The organism is Kineosporia mesophila (assembly GCF_021129235.1).
Taxonomy (GTDB): Bacteria; Actinomycetota; Actinomycetes; order Actinomycetales; family Kineosporiaceae; genus Kineosporia; species Kineosporia mesophila.
The window spans coordinates 1-22,482 of sequence record NZ_JAJOMA010000025.1 but is presented as its reverse complement, the minus strand read 5'-3'; the positions used below and the strand labels follow the sequence as shown (position 1 = coordinate 22,482).

General features: G+C 70.5%; 18 protein-coding genes. 11 read left to right on the top strand and 7 right to left on the bottom strand.

Going from position 1 to position 22,482, the window contains the following annotated elements:
• Window positions 1-394 precede the first annotated feature (394 nt).
• The 4 genes from LR393_RS27725 to LR393_RS27710 are packed head-to-tail and all read left to right on the top strand — an operon-like array spanning window position 395 to window position 4,321.
• A complete protein-coding gene (locus LR393_RS27725) occupies window positions 395-883 on the top strand; it encodes an Lrp/AsnC family transcriptional regulator (protein WP_231487838.1) in 489 nt (162 codons plus the stop codon).
• Window positions 880-2,265: an aspartate aminotransferase family protein gene (locus LR393_RS27720; protein WP_231487837.1), complete on the top strand. Its 1,386-nt coding sequence runs from the start codon at window positions 880-882 to the stop codon at window positions 2,263-2,265. The genes LR393_RS27725 and LR393_RS27720 overlap by 4 nt, the downstream gene beginning before the upstream one ends.
• Complete coding sequence (locus LR393_RS27715; protein WP_231487836.1) at window positions 2,262-2,912, top strand: pyridoxamine 5'-phosphate oxidase family protein; 651 nt, start codon at window positions 2,262-2,264, stop codon at window positions 2,910-2,912. The genes LR393_RS27720 and LR393_RS27715 overlap by 4 nt, the downstream gene beginning before the upstream one ends.
• A complete protein-coding gene (locus tag LR393_RS27710; protein WP_231487835.1) occupies window positions 2,909-4,321 on the top strand; it encodes an NAD(P)/FAD-dependent oxidoreductase in 1,413 nt (470 codons plus the stop codon). Before LR393_RS27715 ends, LR393_RS27710 begins: the two co-directional genes overlap by 4 nt.
• 39 nt (window positions 4,322-4,360) lie before the next feature.
• On the opposite strand, the gene LR393_RS27705 is transcribed toward LR393_RS27710, so the two are convergent.
• Complete coding sequence (locus LR393_RS27705) at window positions 4,361-5,233, bottom strand: glycosyltransferase (protein ID WP_231487834.1); 873 nt, start codon at window positions 5,231-5,233, stop codon at window positions 4,361-4,363.
• Between the two features lie 2,127 nt (window positions 5,234-7,360).
• Here LR393_RS27705 and LR393_RS37255 point away from each other — a divergent pair.
• On the top strand, window positions 7,361-7,696 hold the full coding sequence (locus tag LR393_RS37255) for a hypothetical protein (RefSeq protein WP_407937367.1): 336 nt from the start codon (window positions 7,361-7,363) through the stop codon (window positions 7,694-7,696).
• Between the two features lie 160 nt (window positions 7,697-7,856).
• Here the strand turns inward: LR393_RS37255 and LR393_RS27695 are convergent, their stop codons facing one another.
• Window positions 7,857-9,737, bottom strand: coding sequence for a propionyl-CoA synthetase (locus LR393_RS27695; protein ID WP_231487832.1), 1,881 nt, complete (start codon window positions 9,735-9,737; stop codon window positions 7,857-7,859).
• Window positions 9,738-9,788: 51 nt separating this feature from the next.
• On the opposite strand from LR393_RS27695, the gene LR393_RS27690 reads away from it, so the two are divergent.
• Complete coding sequence (locus tag LR393_RS27690) at window positions 9,789-10,187, top strand: PPOX class F420-dependent oxidoreductase (protein ID WP_231487831.1); 399 nt, start codon at window positions 9,789-9,791, stop codon at window positions 10,185-10,187.
• Between the two features lie 185 nt (window positions 10,188-10,372).
• On the opposite strand, the gene LR393_RS27685 is transcribed toward LR393_RS27690, so the two are convergent.
• Window positions 10,373-12,571 carry an RCC1-like domain-containing protein gene (locus LR393_RS27685; RefSeq protein ID WP_231487830.1) on the bottom strand — a complete coding sequence of 733 codons (2,199 nt, stop codon included), beginning with the start codon at window positions 12,569-12,571 and terminating at the stop codon, window positions 10,373-10,375.
• An 86-nt stretch (window positions 12,572-12,657) separates the two neighbouring features.
• Window positions 12,658-13,818, bottom strand: a complete 1,161-nt coding sequence (locus tag LR393_RS27680; protein WP_231487829.1) for an ROK family transcriptional regulator — start codon at window positions 13,816-13,818, stop codon at window positions 12,658-12,660.
• 276 nt (window positions 13,819-14,094) lie between these two features.
• On the opposite strand from LR393_RS27680, the gene LR393_RS27675 reads away from it, so the two are divergent.
• The 5 genes from LR393_RS27675 (at window position 14,095) to LR393_RS27655 (ending at window position 18,642) form a co-directional block, all read left to right on the top strand.
• The gene (locus LR393_RS27675; protein WP_231487828.1) at window positions 14,095-15,138 is read left to right on the top strand and encodes a substrate-binding domain-containing protein; all 1,044 of its coding nucleotides are present in this window, start codon (window positions 14,095-14,097) and stop codon (window positions 15,136-15,138) included.
• A 171-nt stretch (window positions 15,139-15,309) separates the two neighbouring features.
• On the top strand, window positions 15,310-16,293 hold the full coding sequence (locus LR393_RS27670) for an ABC transporter permease (RefSeq protein WP_231487827.1): 984 nt from the start codon (window positions 15,310-15,312) through the stop codon (window positions 16,291-16,293).
• Window positions 16,294-16,302: 9 nt separating this feature from the next.
• Complete coding sequence (locus LR393_RS27665; protein ID WP_231487826.1) at window positions 16,303-17,064, top strand: ATP-binding cassette domain-containing protein; 762 nt, start codon at window positions 16,303-16,305, stop codon at window positions 17,062-17,064.
• 28 nt (window positions 17,065-17,092) lie between these two features.
• On the top strand, window positions 17,093-17,956 hold the full coding sequence (locus LR393_RS27660) for a sugar phosphate isomerase/epimerase family protein (RefSeq protein WP_231487825.1): 864 nt from the start codon (window positions 17,093-17,095) through the stop codon (window positions 17,954-17,956).
• A 62-nt stretch (window positions 17,957-18,018) separates the two neighbouring features.
• The gene (locus LR393_RS27655) at window positions 18,019-18,642 is read left to right on the top strand and encodes a nucleoside/nucleotide kinase family protein (protein ID WP_269328000.1); all 624 of its coding nucleotides are present in this window, start codon (window positions 18,019-18,021) and stop codon (window positions 18,640-18,642) included.
• 88 nt (window positions 18,643-18,730) lie between these two features.
• On the opposite strand, the gene LR393_RS27650 is transcribed toward LR393_RS27655, so the two are convergent.
• From LR393_RS27650 to LR393_RS27640, 3 genes are all read right to left on the bottom strand, one after another.
• On the bottom strand, window positions 18,731-19,288 hold the full coding sequence (locus LR393_RS27650) for a DivIVA domain-containing protein (protein WP_231487823.1): 558 nt from the start codon (window positions 19,286-19,288) through the stop codon (window positions 18,731-18,733).
• Between the two features lie 210 nt (window positions 19,289-19,498).
• Window positions 19,499-20,722, bottom strand: coding sequence for a 23S rRNA (adenine(2503)-C(2))-methyltransferase RlmN (rlmN, locus tag LR393_RS27645; protein WP_231487822.1), 1,224 nt, complete (start codon window positions 20,720-20,722; stop codon window positions 19,499-19,501).
• A 17-nt stretch (window positions 20,723-20,739) separates the two neighbouring features.
• On the bottom strand, window positions 20,740-22,482 hold a 1,743-nt coding region (locus LR393_RS27640), incomplete at its 5' end, for a phosphatidate cytidylyltransferase (RefSeq protein ID WP_231487821.1).

The window sequence follows — 22,482 nt, the reverse complement described above, 5'->3', positions numbered from 1 at the left end:
ACGTCGTTAACTTTCACGGTCACCCGGACGCTTTCACACTCAGTGAACACTGATGGGTAGTTCCGGCCGAACAGCTCGGATACTGACACGGGGTCAAGAGACACGGCAAGGAGTCGACGCGGTTTTTCGTAGCGCCGACCGGGTAAACGCAACGGATTCGTTACCGGATACCGACACGGGCCCGTGAAACCGGTCGATTGTGGGGGTTTCGACGGCCGGAAAACGCAGTGCGGGATTCGCAGTCAATGTTTCCGGCATGTGTCCCGGACGGGGCTGTGGCCTGCCCACCGGTTCCGTCGTCCCGAACGCACCGCAGGCATGGATCCGAATGTTTCCGCACCAGAAACAACGAAATCTATTGCCGAACCCGCCGCAGACGGGCCAGGATCGAGAGGTGACGCGTAAACCCGTGCCGGCGCCCGGCAGGTCCGCCTCGCAGCCTCTCGACGAGACCTCGAAGCAGATCATCGAGCAGCTGCAGGAAGACGGCCGACGTCCGTATGCCGCCATCGGCAAGGCCGTGGGCCTGTCCGAGGCGGCCGTCCGGCAGCGCGTGCAGCGCCTGCTCGACGGCGGGGTCATGCAGATCGTCGCCGTCACCGATCCCCTGCAGGTGGGTTTCACCCGTCAGGCCATGATCGGCGTGCGGGTCGACGGGGAGATCGAGCCGGTCGCCGACGAGCTGTCGGCGATGGCCGAGGTGGACTACGTGGTGGTCACCGCCGGCTCGTTCGATCTCCTGGTCGAGCTGGTGTGTGAAGACGACGACCACCTCCTCGACCTGGTCAGCCGCCAGATCCGTGGTCTGGCCGGCGTCCGCAGCACCGAGACCTTCGTCTATCTCAAGCTCCGCAAACAGCTCTACAACTGGGGTACCAGATGACCGACGCTTTGACCCAGGCCCTGCAGGACAAGTCCCGGGACCACCTCTGGCTGCACTTCACCCGGCACTCGGGATATTTCGGGGAAGCCCCCGACCCGGTGCCGGTCATCGTGAAGGGCGAGGGTCACCACATCTGGGACTCCACCGGCCGCCAGTACATCGACGGCCTGGCGGGCCTTTTCGTGGTGCAGGCCGGTCATGGCCGGGAGAAGCTGGCCGAGGCCGCCGCGAAGCAGGCCAAAGAGCTGGCCTTCTTCCCGCTCTGGTCGTACGCCACGCCGCCCGCGATCGAGCTGGCCGAGAAGCTGGCCCACTACGCCCCCGGCGACCTGAACCGCGTCTTCTTCACCACCGGCGGCGGTGAGGCGGTCGAGACCGCCTGGAAGCTGGCCAAGCAGTATTTCAAGCTCAAGGGCAAGCCGGGCAAGACCAAGGTGATCTCCCGCTCGATCGCCTACCACGGCACCACCCAGGGTGCTCTCTCGATCACCGGGATCCCCAGCCTGAAAGAACCTTTCGAGCCGCTGGTGCCCGGCGCGTTCCGGGTGCCGAACACCAACATCTACCGGGCCGAACCGCAGTTCCGCGACGACCCGAAGGGCTTCGGGCGCTGGGCCGCCGACCGTATCGCCGAGGCGATCGAGTTCGAGGGCCCCGACACCGTGGCGGCCGTGTTCCTGGAGCCGGTGCAGAACGCCGGTGGCTGTTTCCCGCCCCCGCCCGGCTATTTCGAGCGGGTGCGGGAGATCTGCGACCAGTACGACGTGCTGCTGGTGTCGGACGAGACGATCTGCGCGTTCGGCCGGGTCGGGGGCATGTTCGCCTGCACCGAGATGGGCTACGTGCCCGACATGATCACCTGTGCCAAGGGCATGACCAGCGGGTACTCGCCGATCGGCGCGATGATCGCGAGCGGGAAGCTCTTCGAGCCGTTCAGCAAGGACTCCACCTACTTCGCGCACGGCTACACCTTCGGCGGGCACCCGGTGTCGGCGGCCGTGGGCCTGGCCAACCTCGAGCTGTTCGAGGAGGAAGGGCTGCTGGAGAACGTGCGGGTGAACGGCCCGGTCTTCCGCGCCACCCTGGAGAAGCTGCGCGACCTGCCGATCGTCGGTGACGTGCGCGGCGAGGGCTTCTTCTACGGCATCGAGATGGTGAAGGACAAGACCACCCGGGAGACGTTCAACGACGAGGAGTCCGAGCGCCTGCTGCGCGGATTCCTCTCCAAGGCGCTGTTCGACGCCGGTCTGTACTGCCGCGCCGACGACCGGGGCGACCCGGTGATCCAGCTGTCCCCGCCCCTGACCATCGGGCCGACGGAGTTCGACGAGATCGAGGGCATCCTCCGGTCCGTCCTGACGGAGGCGTGGAACCGACTGTGAGACAGGAACGTCCGAAGACGCAGGTGCGGCGGGCGCCACACAAGCAGGTCACCTCGCGGGAGGCTCTGGACGCGGTGCTCGACGCGGCCCTGGTGGCCCACGTCGCCGTCCCGGCCCCCGGCCGGCTGGCCGTCGTGCCGACCGGCATGGCCCGCGACGGCGATCGCCTGCTGATCCACGGCTCCACCGCGTCCCAGGCGTTCCGCTTCCTCGCGACCGGGGTGGAGACCTGCACCACCATCACCCTGCTCGACGGGGTGGTGGTGGCCCGCAGCCAGTTCGAGTCGTCCATGAACTACCGCAGCGCCATGCTCTTCGGCGGGTACACCGCTCTGGAAGGTTCGGAGAAGGCCCGGGCCCTCGCGGTGCTCTCCGAGGCGCTGATGCCCGGCATGACCCAGGCCCGCACCCCGTCGGCCCAGGAACTGGTGGCCACGTCGGTGCTGGCGCTCCCGCTGACCGAGTGGTCACTCAAGGTGTCGGCGAAAGACGCGCCCGACGACGCGTCCGAAGACCTGGACTCTCCGGTGTGGGGCGGCATCGTGCCGCTGCGCCACACCTGGGGCGAGCCCCTGAGCGCTCCCGGCATTCCCGGTGATCCGGCTGTGCCGGCGGCTCTTGCGGACTGGCCGGAGGGCCGGTCGTGAGCTACCCGTCGGTGTCGCTGTGGTTCGACCAGGCGGCGGCCGCGGGTGATCCACTCACCCCTCGGCCCGGTCTGGACGGCGATCTGACGGTGGACGTCTGCATCGTCGGCGGTGGCCTGACCGGGCTGTGGACGGCGTACTACCTGCTGCGGGCCGATCCCACGCTGCGGGTCGCGGTGCTGGAGGCCGAGATAGCGGGCTTCGGGGCCAGCGGGCGCAACGGTGGCTGGTGCTCGGCCCTGTTCCCCGTCGGCGTACAGGCCATGGCCCGGCGTCACGGCCTGGGACCGGCGCTCGACATGCGCCGGGCGATGAACGAGACGGTCGACGAGGTCGGCCGGGTGGCGGCGGCTGAGGGCATCGACTGTCATTTCGCGAAGGGCGGCACCATCGAGCTGGCCCGCTCGGCAGTACAGTTCGAACGGGTGCGCGCGTCGGTAGCCGCCGATGCGGCCCGCGGCGGTATCGATCAGTACGAAATGTGGGACGAGGATCAGACCACCGCCCGCGTGCGGGCTTCCGGGGTGGTCGGGGCCGGGTTCACCGCGAGCTGCGCCCGTCTTCAGCCCGCGCTGCTCGTGCGCGGCCTGGCCGACGTGGTCGAAGGGCTCGGCGCTCAGGTGCTGGAGCGCACCCCGGCCCTGGAGATCCTTTCGCGCACCCCGGACAACGGCACCGGCGGCGCCGGGCCGCGCGTACGCACCGCCCGGGGCACGGTGTACGCACAGCACGTCGTCCGGGCCACCGAGGCCTGGACCTCGCAGTTGCCGGGCACCCGGCGGGCCATCGCGCCGATCTACTCGCTGATGATCGCGACCGAGCCCCTGCCCGCCTCGTTCTGGTCCACCGTCGGCCTGTCGCGGGGCGAGACCTTCACCGACGCAAGACATTTGGTGATCTACGGACAGCGCACCGCCGACGACCGCATCGCCTTCGGCGGCCGCGGGGCCCCGTACCACTTCGGCTCCCGCATCGACCCGTCCTTCGACCGGCACCCCCGGGTGTTCGCCGCCCTGCGCCGGACCCTGACCGAACTCTTCCCGGCCCTGCGCGATTTCGGGTTCACCCACAGCTGGGGTGGCCCGCTCGGCATCGCCCGCGACTGGAACGCCTCGGTGGGACTGGACGCCTCGTCCGGCATCGGCTGGGCCGGGGGCTACGTGGGCGACGGCCTGTCCACCACGAACCTGGCCGGACGCACCCTGACCGACCTGGTGCTGGGCCACGACACCCAGCTGGTGCACCTGCCCTGGGTGGGCCACCACTCCCCCGCCTGGGAGCCCGAACCCCTGCGCTGGCTGGGCACCAACGCCGGCCTGACCGCGATGACGGCGGCCGACACCGAGGAACGCCTGACGAAGCGCGAGTCGGTAGCGGCCCGCCTGATGTCCCCGCTCCTGGGCCACTGACCGCCACCAACCCCTTCGTGATGGGGGGTTACCGGTGCCTCAGAGGTAGCTCGTCCGATGCCTCAGGCTGCCCTCCAGCCGGCCCACCGCCTTGCCCGTCACCGTGGCGAGCTTCGCCCGGCCGGCCGGGCTGAGAGCTCCCGGCAGGGCGAACAGCACCCGCGCCCAGCTGCCGACGGCCTGGCGGGGTCCCCGGCCGGGCATGCCGAGATGCCGGAACTTGCGGTACAGCATCACCTCGCCGAGACCGTAACCGCGCTCCTGCCGGAAGGTCTCACGGGATCCGGGGCGGTAGCGGTAGTGCAGCACCGCGCCGGGCACGAACGTCGCGGGCACGCCGGCTCCGGCCAGGCGCCAGGAGAGGTCCAGATCGTGCTGGGTGGGCAGAGCCTCGTCGAAACCCCCGACCCGGGCGATCGCCTCACGCCGGACCCCCATCGAGGCTCCGACGACGGCCGGGCGGTAGTCGAAGAACACGTCGATCCGCCGGCTCTGCAACAGGTCGCGGCGGGCACGCACGGGCGGCGGGTTGAGCCGGGCCACCTCCAGCTCGCCGCCGGCGTACGGCACGTCGGCCAGCGCCCGGGCCATCTTCTCCAGGTAGCCCTCAGCCGCCAGGTCGTCGCTGTCGACGAAGACGATCACCTCACCGGTGCTCTGCTCGATGCCGTGGTTGAGCGCCACCGCCTGGAATCCCGGCTCCGGCACCCGCAGCACCCGCAGCTTCGGCAGCCGCCCGGCGAACCCCTGCGCCACCTCGACGGTGCGGTCGGTGGAGCCGTTGTCGACGACCACGGTTTCCCACCAGCCCGGGTACCCCTGCGCGGCCACCGATTCCAGGGTCCCCGCGAGGGTGGACGCGCTGTTGCGGCAGCAGATCACCACACTGAGCGTGGGCAGACTCCCGGTCATCCGGCAGCGCCGGCGAAAATCTTCATACCCACCAGTGTTGCTGGTGGGAAACGGCTGGCCCGAGCCGGCCTCGGGGACGCTTGGCCTGATCACGGACGCGGCTGGGGAGATCGGCTCTCGGCCGGCGGGCGGTGGGATCGGGTAGAGGGCGTCCGGGGTGCCGGCAAACGCAGTCGGATGCCCTGGTGCGCGAATCCCTGCAAGCGCCCCTTTTGAGGCGGGACACCTTCCGCCTGCACCCCTTCCCTGCCAATGTTGATCACACCGGCCGGCCGTCGGTGGCCCGGGTCGGCCCGCCACCGGGCTTTCCGTGCCGCCGACCGGACAACTCGGCACCGTGGCGCTCGTCACCGATATGCCCTCGGTCCGGGTGGGCCCACAGAGCAGCGCGCCGGTGGTTGCGACCGGGCCCGGGAACAGGGTCCGGCCTCAACCTTGAACTATCCTCAAATACCCGTAACGGACATAAAGAATGCCCGGCCCGCCATTCCCGAGGCGATTCGCGGGGGTTTACCCCACACCGGACTCGCCCGAACGGGTGATAATGAACCGGTCTCCGCAATTGCCCGATCACCGAAAATGATTCGTCATCGAATCGTGACCGCGAAGGATTGCCGGGATCAATACGACGGGAAAGAAATCAGCCGGCGAACGCTGCGTGACAATGCGCATCGTAATTCTTTCATCACTCTCAGAAATACCTCGAGCCAAGTGCTCGTATTCCGTATCCGTCAGTTGCCGGATCTCGACACAGCGTTAGTATCGCGTTCTGGAACGATCCTCTAACACGGTTAAATGACCAGCCGCTTCTCACGGGGTGTTGCGGGACCATCGCACAATGGATCACAATTTCGTCACCGTGCGTCGCCGGACCAGCGTGACTTGGGTGTTTCCCCCCAGCCCGGAGCAGCTCGTCGGCGGGCATTTCTGAATGCTGCTTCCCTGCCCTGACAACGTATGTTTCCATTGTCGGACAGTGGGGAGGGCACAGTCCGTTAGAGCCTTCGGCCCTCGATGACTGGAGACTCGATGAGCAATTCGCAGAGGGGCTTTGCCGGCTTACGCCAGCGCATGGCCCGCACTGAGCCGAGACATGCCACCACGGGCACCCCGTCGAGTGCGATCCCCGCACCCACTGCGACCGACTCGGGTGAGATGCCCGTGCCCCTGCGGCCCGGCGACATGCGTGACGGCGACCGTCTCGACCTGAACCTGTCGCCGGAAGACCAGGAACACCTGTTCGCCTTCGAGCCGGGCGCACCGCTGCCGGCCCGGACCCGGCGCCCCAAGCCCCAGTCGGAGCAGCCGGGTGAACACCCCCTGGCCGGCGCGGACGTACCGCCCGTCACCGGCGCCGAGTCGATCATCTCCTCCGCCACTGTCATCTCGCCGGTCTCCGGTACCTATCTGGTCTCGTCGTCGCCGATCGCGGCCGAGGCCCGCCGTCAGGAAGAAGCTCGCCGGGCCATGGTCGACGGCACTCCCGCACAGCCCCCTCGCGCACAGCCCACCCACACGCAGATCCCCCACACCCAGCCCCCGCAGGCAGCGGCCCCGGGTGAGTACGGGCCGTCCTTCCCCAACGACTACCGCACCGAGCAGGGCTACCGCGCCGCCCGTTCCGGCGCGCAGCCGGCCGCGCCGAGGGTGCCGGACCCGGCCCCCCGCAGCCAGCCGCAGCAGCTCGTGCACGGGACGGCCCGGCCCGCCCCCGTCGACCCGGGCCGCCCCGGCGGTTACGCGGGCTACGACGGCACCGGCTACGGCACCCCGCCCAGCGCCTCCCCCGGCTCCCCCGAACGAGCACCCGCCCGGGTCTCCCCCAATACCGAGCCCATCGATCTGCGGCACGTCCGGGCCCAGGCCCAGCCGGCCACCCGGTCGGCCCCGGAGGGCGCCCTGCGTCGCCGGACCGACCAATCGGCGGATTGGTATCCGGCCAGGACTGCCGAAAGACAAGCAGAGAGCATTCCCGACGGGTCTGCTGTCAGTCCTGCCCGCCGGCCCCTTGGTTCCGGGTCCGGTGACCGGCCCGGAACCGCTCTGCAACTCCGCTCCCCTCACACCAGCCTTCAGGGCCGGAAGGAAGACAACGTGACGAACATCGACATCGTCCTCAAGGAAGCCATGCAGATCGACGGCGCCGTCGGCGTCGCGCTGGTGGACTACACGAGCGGTATGACGCTCGGCCAGGCCGGTGGCGGCAGTCTGAACCTCGAGGTCGCCGCGGCGGGCAACACCGAGGTCGTCCGCTCGAAGCTGCGCACCATGGAGGCCCTGGGCCTGCGTGAGGGCATCGAGGACATCCTGATCACGCTGGACACCCAGTACCACCTGATCCGCCTGATCACCGACCAGTCCGGCATCGGCCTGTTCCTCTACCTGGCGCTGGACAAGCACCGCTCGAACCTGGCCCTGGCCCGCCGCAAGCTGGCGAACCTGGAGCGCACCATCGAGATCTGAGGGGGTACCCCCGCCCCGAGGGCGCTGGAGGCCCGGGCACAGACCGAGACTGTGCGCAGCATCCGGTTCGACGGTTCCCTGAAGATCACGCTCGACTGAGAGCACCACGAAGGCCCCGGTCCACGGACCGGGGCCTTCGTCGTCCCGTAAGCCTCCGGGATCAGCCCCGCAGGACCGGCGTGAGCGCGTCCAGCACCGACACGTCCTCGATCGTGCTCGGTACGCTCACCGGCGCCCCGTCGGCGATCTCCCGCATCGTCTTACGCAGGATCTTTCCCGAGCGCGTCTTGGGCAGCGCGGCCACCACATCCACGCGCCGCAGGGAGGCGACCGCACCGATCTCGGTGCGCACGAGCGTCACCAATTCGTCCCGCAGCTGATCGCCCGGAGTCTCGACGCCCGCCTTCAGCACCACGAAACCGCGCGGCAGCTGGCCCTTCAGCTCGTCGTGCACCCCGATCACCGCGCATTCGGCGACCGCCGGGTGCGCCGCCAGCACGGCCTCCATCGACCCGGTCGACAACCGGTGCCCGGCCACGTTGATCACGTCGTCGGTGCGGCCCATGACGAACAGGTAGCCGTCCCCGTCCCGGTACCCGCCGTCACCCGAGAGGTAGTAGCCCGGGAAGGCGGACAGGTACGAGGAGACGTACCGCTCGTCGTCCTGCCAGAGTGTGGCCAGGGTGCCCGGCGGCAGCGGCAGGCGGATGCAGATGGCCCCCTCCTGGTCCGGGCCCAGCGGCTGTCCCAGGGGGTCCAGCACCTGCACGTCGTAGCCCGGCAACGGCACCGAGGGAGACCCCGCCTTGACCGGAAGATCCTCCAGCCCACGCGGATTCGCACAGATCGGCCAGCCCGTCTCGGTCTGCCACCAGTGGTCCACCACCGGCACCCCGAGCTTCTCCGACGCCCAGCGGTAGGTGTCCGGGTCGAGCCGCTCACCGGCCAGGAACAACGTGCGCAGGCTCGAGATGTCATAGCCCTCTAGCAGTTTCGCCGACGGGTCGATGCGGCGGATCGCCCGGAACGCGGTCGGCGCGGTGAACACAGCATTTACCTTGTACTCGTCCACGATCCGCCAGAACACCCCGGCGTCGGGCGTCCCGACCGGCTTGCCCTCGTAGAGCACTGTGGTGGCCCCGGCCAGCAGCGGCGCGTAGACGATGTACGAGTGCCCCACCACCCAGCCGACGTCGCTGGCGGTGAACATCACGTCGCCCGGCCCGATGTCGTACACGGCCTTCATCGACCAGGCCAGGGCCACCGCGTGCCCGCCGTTGTCGCGCACGATGCCCTTCGGCCGGCCGGTCGTGCCCGAGGTGTAGAGGATGTACAGCGGATCGGTCGCCTCCACCGTGACGCACGCCGCCGGCGGCACCGCGTTGGGCGTCATCAGCGTGCGCCAGTCGACGTCCTGGGGTCCCATCTCGGCCACCGCCTGGGGCCGCTGGAAGACCACCGTCGTCTCCGGCCGGTGCCCGGCCCGGCGCAGCGCCTCGTCGAGCAACGGCTTGTACTCGATCACCCGGGTGGGCTCCACGCCGCACGACGCCGCGACCACGACCTTGGGCCGGGCGTCGTCGATCCGGACCGCCAGTTCGGCCGGGGCGAAACCGCCGAACACCACCGAGTGCACGGCGCCGATCCGCGCGCAGGCCAGCATCGCGATCACCGCCTCGGGCACCATCGGCATGTAGATCAGCACGGTGTCGCCCTTCGTCACCCCGCAGGCCTCCAGACCACCGGCGAAACGGGCCGTCAGGTCGAGCAGTTCGGCGTAGGTGTAGGTGCGTTTCGTCCCGGTGACCGGCGAGTCGTAGATCAGCGCGGCCTGGTCGGCCCGGCCCGCGACGACGTGGCGGTCCAGCGCGTTGTAACAGGTGTTCAGCCGCGCGCCGGGGAACCAGCGGTAGATCGGGGCGTTCTCCTCGTCCAGGACCTGCCGGGGCTTGCGGTTCCAGGAGATGGCCCGCGCCGCCTCACCCCAGAACGCCGCCGGGTCGTCGAGGCTCTTGCGGTACTCACCGGCGTAGCTCGTCATGTGTGCACTCCTCCGTCCATCGGTATCGAGGACCCGTGGCACCCTTGCCCCGTGGCCTTCGACCCCGCTGATCTTCCCGCCTCCGCCCGGCCCCTGCTGACCGAGCGGCATCTGGCGACCCTCACCACCCTGCGCGCCGACGGCAGTCCGCACGTCGTGCCCGTCGGTTTCACCTGGGACGCCCCGGCCCGCCGGGTGCGGGTGATCTGCTCGGGCGACAGCGTCAAGGCCCGCAACGCCGCGCGCGGCACCCGCGCGGCGGTGTCGGTGGTGGACGGGCGTTTCTGGCTCACCCTGGAGGGTCCGGCCCACCTGCTGGAGGACGAGGCCGAGGTTCGGGAGGGCGAGCGCCGGTACGCGGAGCGGTACCGGGAGCCGCGGGAGAACCCGTCCCGCGTGGTCCTGGCGATCCAGGTCGACCGCGTGCTGGGGAACCTCCCGAAGGAGTAGGTCCCACCGCCCGCGTCGTTCACCCACCCGTCGTGATCAGGCAAATCTTCCCCGGCCGGAGGCTGGGTGACTACCTGATCACGGGGAAGGCCCGACTGATCACGAGAGGGCGCGGTGGGTGGCGTGTCGTGCGGGTCGCGCATGGCGTGCATCTTGCGGGAGCCGGGGTTGCGTGGGGGTTGCTCCTACGAGGTGAACTGGGTGGCGTAGGTGCTGAACCAGGTGGCCGCGACGTAGGCGGTCCGCACGCCCGGGACCTGGGTGGGGACGGCCCGGTCGGTGGTGTCGCTCAGGCCGAGCTGACCGGTGCCGTTGAAGCCCCAGCACCACAGCGAGGTGTCGGCCTGGATCGCGCAGGTGTGGGCGTAGCCGAGGCTGAGCGAGTACCAGGCGGTGCCGGCGACCTGGGTGGGGGCGGTGCGCTGGGTGCTGTCGTTCAGGCCGAGCTGACCGTTGTCGTTGGCGCCCCAGCACCAGAGTGTGTGGTCGGTCTTCAGGGCACAGGTGTGCACCCCGCCGGTCTGCACGTCGGCCCAGTCGGTGTCCGTGCCGACCTGGACCGGGGCGGTGCGGTTGGTGGTGTCGCCCAGGCCGAGCTCACCGCGCAGGTTCCAGCCCCAGCACCACAGGCTGCTGTCGGCCCGGATCCCGCACGAGGCCCCGTAGACCGAGTTGACCCGGCGCCAGGTGGTGTCGGTACCGACCTGGACCGGGACCGTGCGGTCGTTCGTGTCGCCGAGCCCGAGCTGACCGGTGGAGTTCAGGCCCCAGCACCACAGGGAGCCGTCGGTGCGGGTGGCGCAGGTGTAGGCCAGGCCCGCGGAGACGGTGGCCCAGTTCGTGTCGGTGCCCACCTGCCGCGGTGAGACGTAGTTCGCGGTGTTGCCGAACCCCGCCTCACCGTTGGAGTTCTCGCCCCAGCACCAGAGCGATCCGTCGGAGCGGACCCCGCACACGTGGTACTGCCCGATGCCGACCGACCGCCAGGCTGCCGTACCCACCTGGGTGAGCGCGGACCGCACCAGGTAGTCACCCTGGCCCAGCTGTCCCCAGCCGTTGTAGTCCGCGCACCACAGGGTCGAGTCCTCGCGCAGGCCGCAGAGATTGAGCCGTCCGGGGGCCAGACGTTGCCAGGATGTCACCGATCCGACCTGAGACGGCGCGGCCAGGGTCTTGCCCAGCTGGCCGCTGAACCCGTATCCCCAGCACCAGAGGGTGCCGTCGCCCCGGACCCCGCAGGTGTGCTGCACGCCGGCGCCGATCGAGCTCCAGTCGGTGGCGCTGCCGATCCGGGTCGGGGCCGTGCGGTTGGTGGTGTCACCGGTGCCGAGCATGCCGCGGGCTCCGGAGCCCCAGCACCACAGTCCGCCGTCGGTGCGCACGCCACAGCTGTCGGCGTTGCCGAGCGCGACCGTGGACCAGTCGGTGCCGGTCCCGGCCTGAACGGGCGACGACCGGGCCGTGGTGTCGCCCAGGCCCAGCTGACCGGAGGTGTTCAGGCCCCAGCACCACAGCGTGCCGCCCGAGCGCACCCCGCAGGTGTGCTGGCTCCCGGCGCTCACCGAGCTCCAGGTGGCCGAGCCGACCTGGACCGGGGCCGAGCGGTCGGCGGTGTCGCCCAGCCCGAGCTGGCCGCTGCCGTTGCTGCCCCAGCACCACAGCGCCCCGGCCGTGGTCACGGCGCAGACGGAGGTCCCGTTCAGGCTCACGCCCGCCCAGCCGGTGCCGGGGACCTGGACCGGGGAGGTGCGGCGGGTGGCATCGCCCAGCCCGAGCTGGCCGTAGGTGTTGTCGCCCCAGCACCAGAGCGTCCCGCCCGAGCGCACCCCGCAGGTGCTGGTGTCGCCGGTCGCCACCCGGGTCCAGTCCCCCGCGGAACCGACCTGAACCGGCACGGTCCGCGACGCCGTGTCGCCGAGACCCAGCTGGCCGCTGCTGTTGCGGCCCCAGCACCACAGGGTGCTCGTGGTCCGGATCGCGCAGGTGGTGGCGCTCCCGGCGGAGACCTGTGAGTAGTTGCCCGAGCCGACCCGGGTCGGGCCGACGACGTACTCGGACGCGCCGATCCCCAGCCCGAGCTCCCCGGAGCTCGACGTCCCCCAGCACCACAGGCTGTAGTCGGTGCGCACGGCGCAGGAGTGCCCGCTGCCGGCCGTCGCCCGGCTCCAGGTGGTGTTGCGGCCCACCTGTGACGGGCTCTGCTGGGGCGTGGTGTTCAGGCCCCACTTGTAGAGCGGCCCCACGGCGAAGTCGCCGCGGCTGGACAATGTCGCGCCGGTGTCGGTGCCGGCGCTGAAGACCGCCTGGGTGGTGGGCAGCACGACAGCGGCCGCGACGAGGAGGCCCGCCACCGCGACCACGAAGGCCCTGCCGCGCCACCTCATCCGAAAGATCAGCCCTGCCCGTCACATCCCGTCCTGCCCACGACTCTTCCGGGTCCTGTCGACCGGGGGCGGGCCGGCTGTAGGGGTCAGGCGGGATCGGTGATCAGCCGGCCCACCGCGTCCGGGGCGAAGATCGCGTCGGCCACCGAGAGGGCCAGACCGATCGGGCCGGCCGTGTTGTCGAGCGAGCTGCGCACGATCTGCAGGCGGGTGGTGGCCAGGGGCAGCGAGCGCCGGTAGACCATCTCGCGGATCCCGGCGAAGAGCTGCCCCTCGACGCGGGCCAGCTGACCGCCGATCACCACGACGCGCGGGTTGAACAGGCTCACCGCGCCGGCCACGGCCGCACCGAGCACGCGCCCGGCCCGGCGGGTGATCTGCACGGCGACCGGGTCACCGGCCAGCGCCAGCTCGATCGCGGCGTCGACACTGGCCACGTCGCGGCCGGCCGCCTGGAGGTCACGCATGAGGGCCCAGCCCCCCACGTACGCCTCCACGCAGCCGACGTTGCCGCACCGGCACAGCGGCTGGTCCTCGTCGTCGGGCTGGGTCATCTGGGAGTGGCCGATGTCGCCGGCCGCGCCGTCGGCCCCCCGGTAGATCTGGCCACCGACCACCACCCCGGCGCCGATCCCGGTGCCCAGCTTGAGCATCAGCAGATGGCCGGTGGTGGGGAAGTTGCGGCGGTACTCGCCGAACGCCATCGCGTTGACGTCCTTGTCCACCAGGACCGGGCAGTCGTAGGAGCGGGCGAACCAGCCGCGGATGTCGTAGCCGTCCCAGCCGGTCATGATCGGCGGGTTCACCACGACACCGCGGTTGAAATCGACCGGTCCGGGCACCGACATCCCGATGCCGTGGACATCGTGCGGAGTGTTGCCGGTCTCCGCCAGCAGGCGGGTGAAATGCTCTCCGACCAGGCCGATGATCCGGTCGGGGCCCTCGGTGATGTCGATGCGCTGCTGGCTCTCCGAGGCGATGACGCCGTTCAGGTCGCACACGGCCGCCCGCATCCCGGTCGCGCCGAGGTCGGCCACGAGCAGCACACCCCGGGCGGCATTGAAGCCGAACCGGGTGGCGGGCCGGCCCCGGGTCGGGCTGTCCTCACCGGCGGGCGCGATCAGGCGGGCCTGCAGTAACTGGTCGAGCCGCTGGTTCACCGTGGTGCGGGACAGGCCGGTGCTGGTCATCACCTCGGACCGGGTGAGGGCCGTGCCGTCGCGGAACAGGGCGAGGATCTCGCCCACGCCACTCACGCTTCCGGGCGCAGCCGGAGCTGAGCCGTCCGGGGGGACGGAGGACGTGGCCGGGGCCTGGGGGACGGCAGTCATCGCAGCATCTCCGGGGGGACGTACGAGTCAACGCTGAGCTCGCGGGATTCGGACACGACCACATCCTATTTCTGTCTAGCGAGTTTGCAAAAGGTCCCCTCTTAACGATTGACAGTGGACGCAACAGGACGTGTAATCAACCAGACCGTTGGCGGTACGAAGCCGTACCCCGTTCGAAAAGGAGGCTCCAACGTGGGAGCCAGCACCTCGATCCGACGCATCGCCACCCTCGGCGCCACCCTGACCTGCACCGCCGCCGCCCTCGCGGCCTGCGGCAGTTCGTCCTCGGGCTCCGGCCCGGCCTCCGGTGATCCGGCCAAGCCGGCCAAGGTCGCCGCGGTGATCAAGGGCCTCGACAACCCCTTCTTCCAGACGATGGAAGACGGCATCAAGGCCGGCGCGAGCACGGCCGGTATCGACCCGACGATCCAGGCCGCGAACTCGATCACCGACACCACCGGTCAGGCCGACAAGCTCACCGCCCTCGCCGGGCAGGACTTCAGCTGTTACGTCGTCAACCCGATCACCGGCACGAACCTGGTGCAGGGCCTGGCCAAGCTGGCCGCGGCGAAGAAGACGATCGTCAACATCGACTCCCCCGTCGAGGAGGAGGCGGCCCAGGCCGCGGGTGCCACCCCCGCCACCTACATCGGCACCGACAACGTCGCGGCCGGCCGGCTCGCCGGCCAGGAGATGGTCAAGCAGATCACCTCCGGCGAGGTGGCCGTGATCGGCGGTACCTCCGGCGACGTGACCAGCGGCAAGCGCGTGGAGGGCTTCACGTCCGGCCTCTCGTCCTCGGTGAAGGTCGTACAGGAGGTCGCCGCCGACTGGAACCGCGAGAAGGCCCTCACCCAGGCCACCACCGTGCTGCGGGCCCACCCCGACCTGAAGGGCTTCTACGTCGCCAACGACGACATGGCCCTCGGCGTGGTGCGCGCCGTCGAGAACGCGGGCAAGACCGGCGACGTCAAGGTGATCGGTACCGACGGCGTCGAGGAGGCCCTGACCTCGGTCAAGGACGGCGGCCTGACCGCCACCGTGGCCCAGTACCCGTACACCATCGGCGAGATGGGTGTGGAGGCCTGCGCCGCCGCGGCCGCCGGCAAGACCCTGCCGACCACCGTGAACGCACCGGTCGAGCTGGTCACCCAGGACGTCGCCGACCAGGCCCTCAAGGCCACCCCGAAGCCGTTCGGCGACTACGAGGACCCGATCGCCGACCTGCTCAAGTAGCGGTCCGCCCTCCCCCCGAACCTCGGGCCCCGGCCCGCGCGCGCCGACCACATCGTCCGTAAGCCGTTCGCAGGCAACCGGAATTCCGACGCGACCGGCCTCGTCGGCGACCCCCGGCGTCCCCTGTTCCCGGACCGAAAACCCGCCGCTTCAGACCCGAAAGGTTCTGCGATGACCGCGACCACCGTCGAGGCGCCCCCCGCACCCCCGGCGCCCGCCCGTAGTCAGCGACTACGTGACCCCGCGTTCTGGGCCGACTGGGCCGCGCTCGTCGGCCTGATCGGCCTGACGATCGTGTTCCAGGCGCTCAACTCGACCTTCCTCAGCTATGGCAACGTCCAGTCGATCCTGGTCGCCGCCGCCATCCTGATCATCCTGTCGATCGGCCAGACCTTCACCATCGCCACCGGGGGCATCGACCTCAGCGTGGCCTCGGTGATGACCTTCGCCGCCTGCGCCTTCGGCTGGGCCTTCACCCAGGGCTGGGCCCTGCCGCTGTGCATGGTGCTCGCGGTCGTGACCGGCCTGGTGTTCGGCGCGGTCAACGGCGCCCTGATCGCCAAGGGCAGGATTCCCGACTTCGTGGTCACCCTGGGCTCGCTGAGCGCGGCCTCGGGCCTGGCCCTGATCCTGGCCGACGGAAAGCCCACCACCGTGATCAGCCCGTTCCTGCTCAAGTTCTCCACCCGCGGCATCGGCCTGTTCGGCTGGACCTTCCTGCTCGCCGTCGTCATCGCCGTGATCACCCACGTGGTGCTGTTCAACACCAGGTTCGGCACGCACGTGCTGGCCGCCGGCGGCTCCCCCGAGGCGGCCACCGCGACCGGTATCAGCACCGCCCGGATCAAGATCGCCGTCTACACCGTCTCCGGTGTGCTGGCCGGGCTCTCGGGCATCCTGCTGGTCGCCCGGATCGGCGCCTCCTCCCCCGCCGCCGACACCACGATGACCCTGAACACCGTGGCCGCCGTCGTGCTCGGTGGCGTCAGCCTGCTCGGCGGCCGGGCCACCATCGTCGGCCCGGTGCTCGGTGCCCTGGTGCTGACCGTGCTGGTCAACGGCCTGACCCTGGTCGGCGTCTCGCAGTTCTACCAGCCGCTCGCGGTCGGCATCGTCGTGGTGCTCGCCGCCCTCCTGATGCGCTTCCAGAAGTAGGAGATCACCGTGACCGCGACCACCGTGACGCACGACCTCGTCTCCGTCGAGAACGTCTCGCTCTCCTTCGGCAGCGTCCGCGCCCTGCGCGACGTCTCCCTCACCCTGCAGCCCGGTGAGATCACCGCCCTGGTCGGCGACAACGGCGCCGGGAAATCCACCCTGGTGCGGTGTCTCAGCGGAATCCACCGCCCCGACGACGGCACGGTCCGCTTCGACGGGCAGCCGGCGCACTTCTCCACCCCGGAGGACGCACGCAACGCCGGCATCGAGACCGTGCACCAGAACCTGGCCCTGGTCGAGGACCTCACCGTCTGGCAGAACCTGTTCCTGAACCGCGAGATCGTGCACGGCTTCGGGCCGCTGGCGATCCTCGACAAGCGCGCCATGAAGCGCGAGGCGCAGCGCATGGTCTCGACGCTGGCGGTCAACGTACCCAGCGTCACCTCCACCGTGCGGCGTCTGTCGGGCGGCCAGCGCCAGGCCGTCTCCATCTGCCGCGCCGCCGGTTTCAGCTCCAAGCTGGTGATCATGGACGAGCCGACCGCGGCTCTGGGGGTCCAGGAGACCGAGCGCGTCGAGAAGCTCATCACCAAGCTCCGCGAGGACGGCCACGCCGTGCTGCTGATCAGCCACAACTTCGCCCAGGTGATGCGCCTGGCCGACCACGTCTGGGTGATGCGCGCGGGCCGCTGCGTCGCCGGGCGGCGGATCGCGCAGACCACCGGCGAGGAGATCGTCGCGCTGATCACCGGCGCCCAGCAGTCCTGACTTTCATTTCATCGTAAGGAGATTCACCATGAACGCTCTGGGTGTGCACGCGCTGGTCTGGGCCGGCAGCACCAGCCCCGCCGAGGTCGAGCAGGCGGTGAGAAGCACGAAGGAGGCCGGGTACGACCTGCTGGAGTTCTCCCTGCACGACGGCCTCACCATGGACACCGCGCACGCCCGCACCACCCTGGAGCAGGCCGGTCTCCAGGTCGCCTGCTCACGCGGCCTGGCCCCCGACGCCGACGTGTCCAGCGAGGACCCGGCCGTGGTGGCCCGCGGCGCGCAACTGCTCAGCAAGTCGCTCGAGATCACCGCTGCCATCGGCGGCACGATGTTCGCGGGTGCCCTGTACAGCGCGTTCGGGAAGGCTGCGGCGCCGCTGTCGACAGCCGGCCGCAACAACGTCATCGCAGTGCTGCGCGACCTGGCCAAGCAGGCTGCGGAGCACGACATCACGCTGATGCTCGAGATCTGCAACCGCTACGAGACCAACGTCATCAACACCGCGCACGACGCCCTGCTGCTGGCCGACGACATCGGTGCCGACAACGTGAAGATCCACCTCGACACTTACCACATGAACATCGAGGAGGCCGACATGGTGCGGCCCGTGCACGAGGTCGGCGACCGGCTCGGCTACGTGCACATCGGCGAGAACCACCGCGGCTACCTGGGCAGCGGACACATCGACTTCACCGCGTTCTTCCACGCCCTGGCCGACATCGACTACACCGGCCCGATCACCTTCGAGTCGTTCAGCTCGGCCGTCGTGGCGCCCGGCCTGTCCAACGACCTGGCGATCTGGCGCAACCTCTGGTCGGACGGCGCGGACCTGGCGAAGCACGCCCACACCTACCTGGTGAACGGTCTGTCCGCGGCTCGTCACCCGTGAGCGGCGCGCCCGTACCTGCGCAGAACACGGTGGCAGGGCATGATGCCCTGGTGCGACCGACGATGGACGAACTCAGCACCCGGGTCCTGAAACTGGCCGCCGCGCGGATGGGCGACCGGGTCATCGTCGGCATCGCCGGAGTGCCCGGCGCGGGCAAGAGCACACTGGCCGAGAAGCTGGTCGCGGTGCTCGCCGACCGGATCGGCCCCGAGCACGTGGCCCACGTGCCGATGGACGGATTCCACCTGGCCGACGTCACCCTCGACCGACTCGGCCTGCGCGACCGCAAGGGGGCCCCGGAGACGTTCGACGCGCTCGGGTACTCGGCGCTGATGCACCGGCTGCGCGAGTCGGGTGACCTGGTCTACGCCCCGGGTTTCGAGCGCACCATCGAGCAGCCGATCGCCGGGGCCATCGCCGTGCCGCCCAGTGTCCGGGTCGTGGTCACCGAGGGGAACTACCTCCTGCTCGGCGGCGACTGGGACCGGGCCCGGGAACAGCTCGACGAGGTCTGGTTCTGCCGCACCCCGGAAGACCTGCGCCTGGAACGCCTGCTCGCCCGGCACGTGCTCTTCGGCAAGACCCCCCAGTTCGCGGCACAGTGGATCGAGCAGACCGACCAGCCCAACGCCCTGCTCATCGAGGCCAGCAGTGACCGCGCCGACCTCGTGGTGGAGATGGATTAGTCCCCTTCCCGGGTGGGGAGGCGACCACCGAATTGAGGACGCCCGACAGCTTTCGGCTGTCGGGCGTCCTCAATTCTGGGGCTTGGTTCTAGACCGTCTGGACCACCAGCAGCTCGACCACGCGGTCGAGGAAGGCGTCGACCGAGGCCTCGCGGTAACCGCGGGAGCCGCGCCGGCTCTTGAACACCGCCAGGCGCACGGCGTCGGGCGGCAGGGGCTGGCCCATCGCGAACGATTCCTCGATGCGGATGCAGAGGTCGTCGACCGCGTCGAGGTCGTAGGTGAGTTCCATGCCGCTGCCCCGCGGGAACCGCTCGCCGTCGCCCCGGCCGAGCTGGGCGCGCAGCGACTGCTCCTGAGTACGGAGCTGGGTCTGCCAGGCCTGGCTACCGCTGCGCTCCTCACCCCGCTGCTTCTCACGACGGGCGAAGGCATCTTCGATGCGGTCCAGGGCCGCGTCGACCGCGTCCACGTCGTACCCGCCGCGCACCAGGTCGAAGCCGACCGTGCGGACGTGCCACGACGTCATCGCGGGCCCACGCCCGTTCTCCTCGTACGCGGACCGGGCCCGGCCCAGGAAGGACTCGACCTGGTCGATGTCGTAGCCCTTGGATAGCCGGCCTGCCCGCGGAAAGGTGTCGCTCACGGCTCACATTCTGCACCCGACGGGCGCGTCCGTGGGGGTCGGTCCGCAGATGGGACACGTGAAATTTGCAGCAGCTCACCAGTTGTGATGCACCCGTGACTTTTTGATGCCGCTGTGGTCCGTCCGGAGAGCGTTCCGGTACGTCAGCTGTGCGGTGGGCACCCGCCGGTGCCCACCGTCACGCCACTGCTCGGGGTTGCTCGGGGTTGCTCAGACGGTGGCGGCCAGCTGGCCGCACGCGCCGTCGATCTCCTGGCCCCGGGTGTCGCGGACCGTGGTGGGCACGCCGCGCTCACGTAGGGCGTTCACGAAGGCGTTCTGGGCGCGGCGGGTGCTCGCGGTCCACTTGGAGCCCGGCGTGGGGTTGAGCGGGATCGGGTTGACGTGCACCCAGCCCTTGCCCCGCTTGTTCAGCTCGCGGCCGAGCATGTCGCCCCGCCACTCGTGGTCGTTGATGTCCTTGATCAGGGCGTACTCGATACTGACCCGGCGACCGGTGGCGTCGAAGTAGCGCCGCGCGGCATCGAGGGTCTCGCCGACCTTCCAGCGGGTGTTGATCGGCACCAGCTCGTCGCGCAGCTCGTCGTCGGGGGCGTGCAGACTCAGGGCCAGCGTGACCGGGATGCCCTCGGCCGCGAGCTTGTCGATGGCCGGCACCAGGCCGACCGTCGACATGGTGATGCCCCGGGCGGACATGCCCAGACCCTCGGGGGCCGGGTCGGTGAGGCGGCGGATCGCGCCGATCGCGGCCTTGTAGTTGGCCAGGGCCTCGCCCATGCCCATGAAGACCACGTTGCTGACGCGGCCGGCCTGGCCCTCCTCCGCCTCCTCGCCGAGGGGCGCGCCCTCGGTGCTCTTGCCCAGGGGCGCTGCCGTGCGCATGTGCCGCGCAGCCGTGCGGACCTGCTCGACGATCTCGGCCGTGGACAGGTTGCGGGTGAGCCCGGCCTGGCCGGTGGCGCAGAACGGGCAGTTCATGCCGCAGCCGGCCTGGCTGGAGACGCAGACCGTGGCCCGGTCGGGGTAGCGCATGAGCACGCTCTCCACCAGGGCCCCGTCGAAGAGCCGCCACACCGTCTTGATCGTGGCGCCGTCGTCGCAGACCAGCTCGCGCACCGGGTGGATCAGGTTCGGCAGCAGGGCGTCGAGCAGCGGCTGACGCGAGGCCGCGGGCAGGTCGGTGAGGGCCGCCGCGCTGTCCGGGTTCTTCGCGTCCAGCTCGGCCAGGCGCTCGAAGTAGTGCACCGACAGCTGACGACCCCGGAACGGCTTCTCGCCCAGCTCCTTGACCGCGGCCATCCGCTCGGCGAGCGTCAGGTCGGCCAGGTGCTTCGGCGGCTTGCCCCGGCGGGGCGCCACCATGAGCAGCTTGCCGGGCTCGGGGGCGGTCGGCCGCGGCTCGGGCAGCGGTGCGGACGGGGCTTCGGAGGTCATCAGATCTTTCTTCGGGTCTAGAGCAGGAAGAACAGCAGCAGGTAGACGACAGGCGCCGAGGGAAGCAACGAGTCCATCCGGTCCATGATTCCGCCGTGGCCGGGCAGCAGGTTGCCCATGTCCTTGATGCCCAGGTCACGCTTGAGCAGGGACTCGGACAGGTCTCCCCCGGTGGCGGTGAACACGGCGGCGATGCCGATCACCGCACCCACCCAGGGCGGGCCGTCGAGCAGGAACACCACGCAGGCCGTACCGGCGATCAGGCAGGCCACCATCGACCCGGCGAAGCCCTCCCAGGACTTCTTCGGGCTGATCCTGGGGGCCATCGGGTGTTTGCCGAACAGCACCCCCGCGATGTAACCACCGATGTCGCTGGCGATGGTGACCAGGATGAACGTCACCACCCGCTTGGGCCCCTGGTCGGCCGCGAGCATGAGGATCGCGAACCCGGCCAGCAACGGCACGTACGCCGCCACGAACAGGCCCGCGGTGACGTCGCGCATCGCGCCGTCGAGGCCCTCGACGATCCGCCAGAGCAGGATGCCGAAGGCCGTGAGCATGTAGCTGACCAGCAGCCCCTCCGGCCCGGCGACGTACGCCGAGACCAGCATGCCGAGTGCCCCGACCGCGACCGGGATGACCGGCACGACGATCTGCTTGGCCGCCAGCGCGCCGGAGAGCTCCCAGACCGAGAGCACCACGACGAACGAGGCCAGCGCCACGAACGCCTCGGGCCGCACGAACAGAGAGGTCAGGGCCAGGACGCCGAGGGCGACACCGACACCGATGGCCGCGGGCAGGTTGCGGCCCGCCCGGCCGTGGTCCTTGGCCGCCACGGCCACGATCGTCGCATCCGGCAGGGGCGGATGATCCATGTTCCGCAAGGCTGCCCGGGCGGCCTCGTGGCCGGTCGGGTCGTTCTCGATCGATCGGTCCATCGAGCGGTCGCCTCGTTCGGGTCGGTCTCCTCGTCGCTGTCGGACGGGATGGGTGAGCTCGTCCTGCGCCGGTCCCGCCATCGGGAACGGGTCGGGCTCACGGCGGCGGGAACGCCCCGGCCGGCGGCCGTCGTCGGCCGCGTCGAGCAGCCCACGGCTGCCCTCGGCCGGGGTGAAGGGGTCGTCGTCCCGGTCGTCGTCGGGAACGGGGCCGAGCAGGCCCCGGCCACCGGTGGGCGGGCCGGACGGGTCCGGGTCGCGACGGCGGCCCTCACCGACGGCGTTCGCGGCCCGGGCATCGGGGAACGGGTCGGGCTCCGGCTCGGCCCGGCCGCGACCGAACAGACCGCGGGAACCCGTGGGCGGGCCGGACGAGCCGGACGGGTCGGCGGTGCGGCGGCTACGACCTGAGCGCCGGCCCTCCTCGGCCGGTGCCGACGGGTCGGGGAACGCGTTCCCACCCGAGCGGCTCGCGGAACCGGGGCGCCGGACAGGACCGCTGTCCCTCAGGCGGGACTGACTGCCGGTCGACGGACCGGACGGGTCGGGGAAGGGACTGTCGTCCCCACCGAGCAGACCACCACCGGTGGGCGGACCGGACGGCTCCGGACCACGACGGCCCCGGCCGAACACCCCGCGACGACCTTCGCCGGCCGGGCCGGGTGTGCTGGGTGTACCGGGTGCGCTGGGGAAAGGGGCGTCGCCCCCACCGAGCAAGCCACCGCCCGTGGGCGGGCCCGCCGGAGCGGGACCCCGACGACCCCGACGGTTCTCGTCGGCGGCACCGGGGAACGGGTCCCCGGCGGCACCCCCACCGAGCAG

What these genes read in the sequence shown, in the direction of transcription:
- LR393_RS27660 (WP_231487825.1), top strand. Translation starts at nt 17,093, where the DNA reads ATGAACGCTCTGGGTGTGCACGCGCTGGTCTGGGCCGGCAGCACCAGC.
- LR393_RS27685 (WP_231487830.1), bottom strand. Translation starts at nt 12,571, where the DNA reads ATGAGGTGGCGCGGCAGGGCCTTCGTGGTCGCGGTGGCGGGCCTCCTC.
- LR393_RS27720 (WP_231487837.1), top strand. Translation starts at nt 880, where the DNA reads ATGACCGACGCTTTGACCCAGGCCCTGCAGGACAAGTCCCGGGACCAC.
- LR393_RS27655 (WP_269328000.1), top strand. Translation starts at nt 18,019, where the DNA reads ATGGACGAACTCAGCACCCGGGTCCTGAAACTGGCCGCCGCGCGGATG.
- LR393_RS27670 (WP_231487827.1), top strand. Translation starts at nt 15,310, where the DNA reads ATGACCGCGACCACCGTCGAGGCGCCCCCCGCACCCCCGGCGCCCGCC.
- rlmN (WP_231487822.1), bottom strand. Translation starts at nt 20,722, where the DNA reads ATGACCTCCGAAGCCCCGTCCGCACCGCTGCCCGAGCCGCGGCCGACC.
- LR393_RS37255 (WP_407937367.1), top strand. Translation starts at nt 7,361, where the DNA reads ATGCAGATCGACGGCGCCGTCGGCGTCGCGCTGGTGGACTACACGAGC.
- LR393_RS27705 (WP_231487834.1), bottom strand. Translation starts at nt 5,233, where the DNA reads ATGACCGGGAGTCTGCCCACGCTCAGTGTGGTGATCTGCTGCCGCAAC.
- LR393_RS27695 (WP_231487832.1), bottom strand. Translation starts at nt 9,737, where the DNA reads ATGACGAGCTACGCCGGTGAGTACCGCAAGAGCCTCGACGACCCGGCG.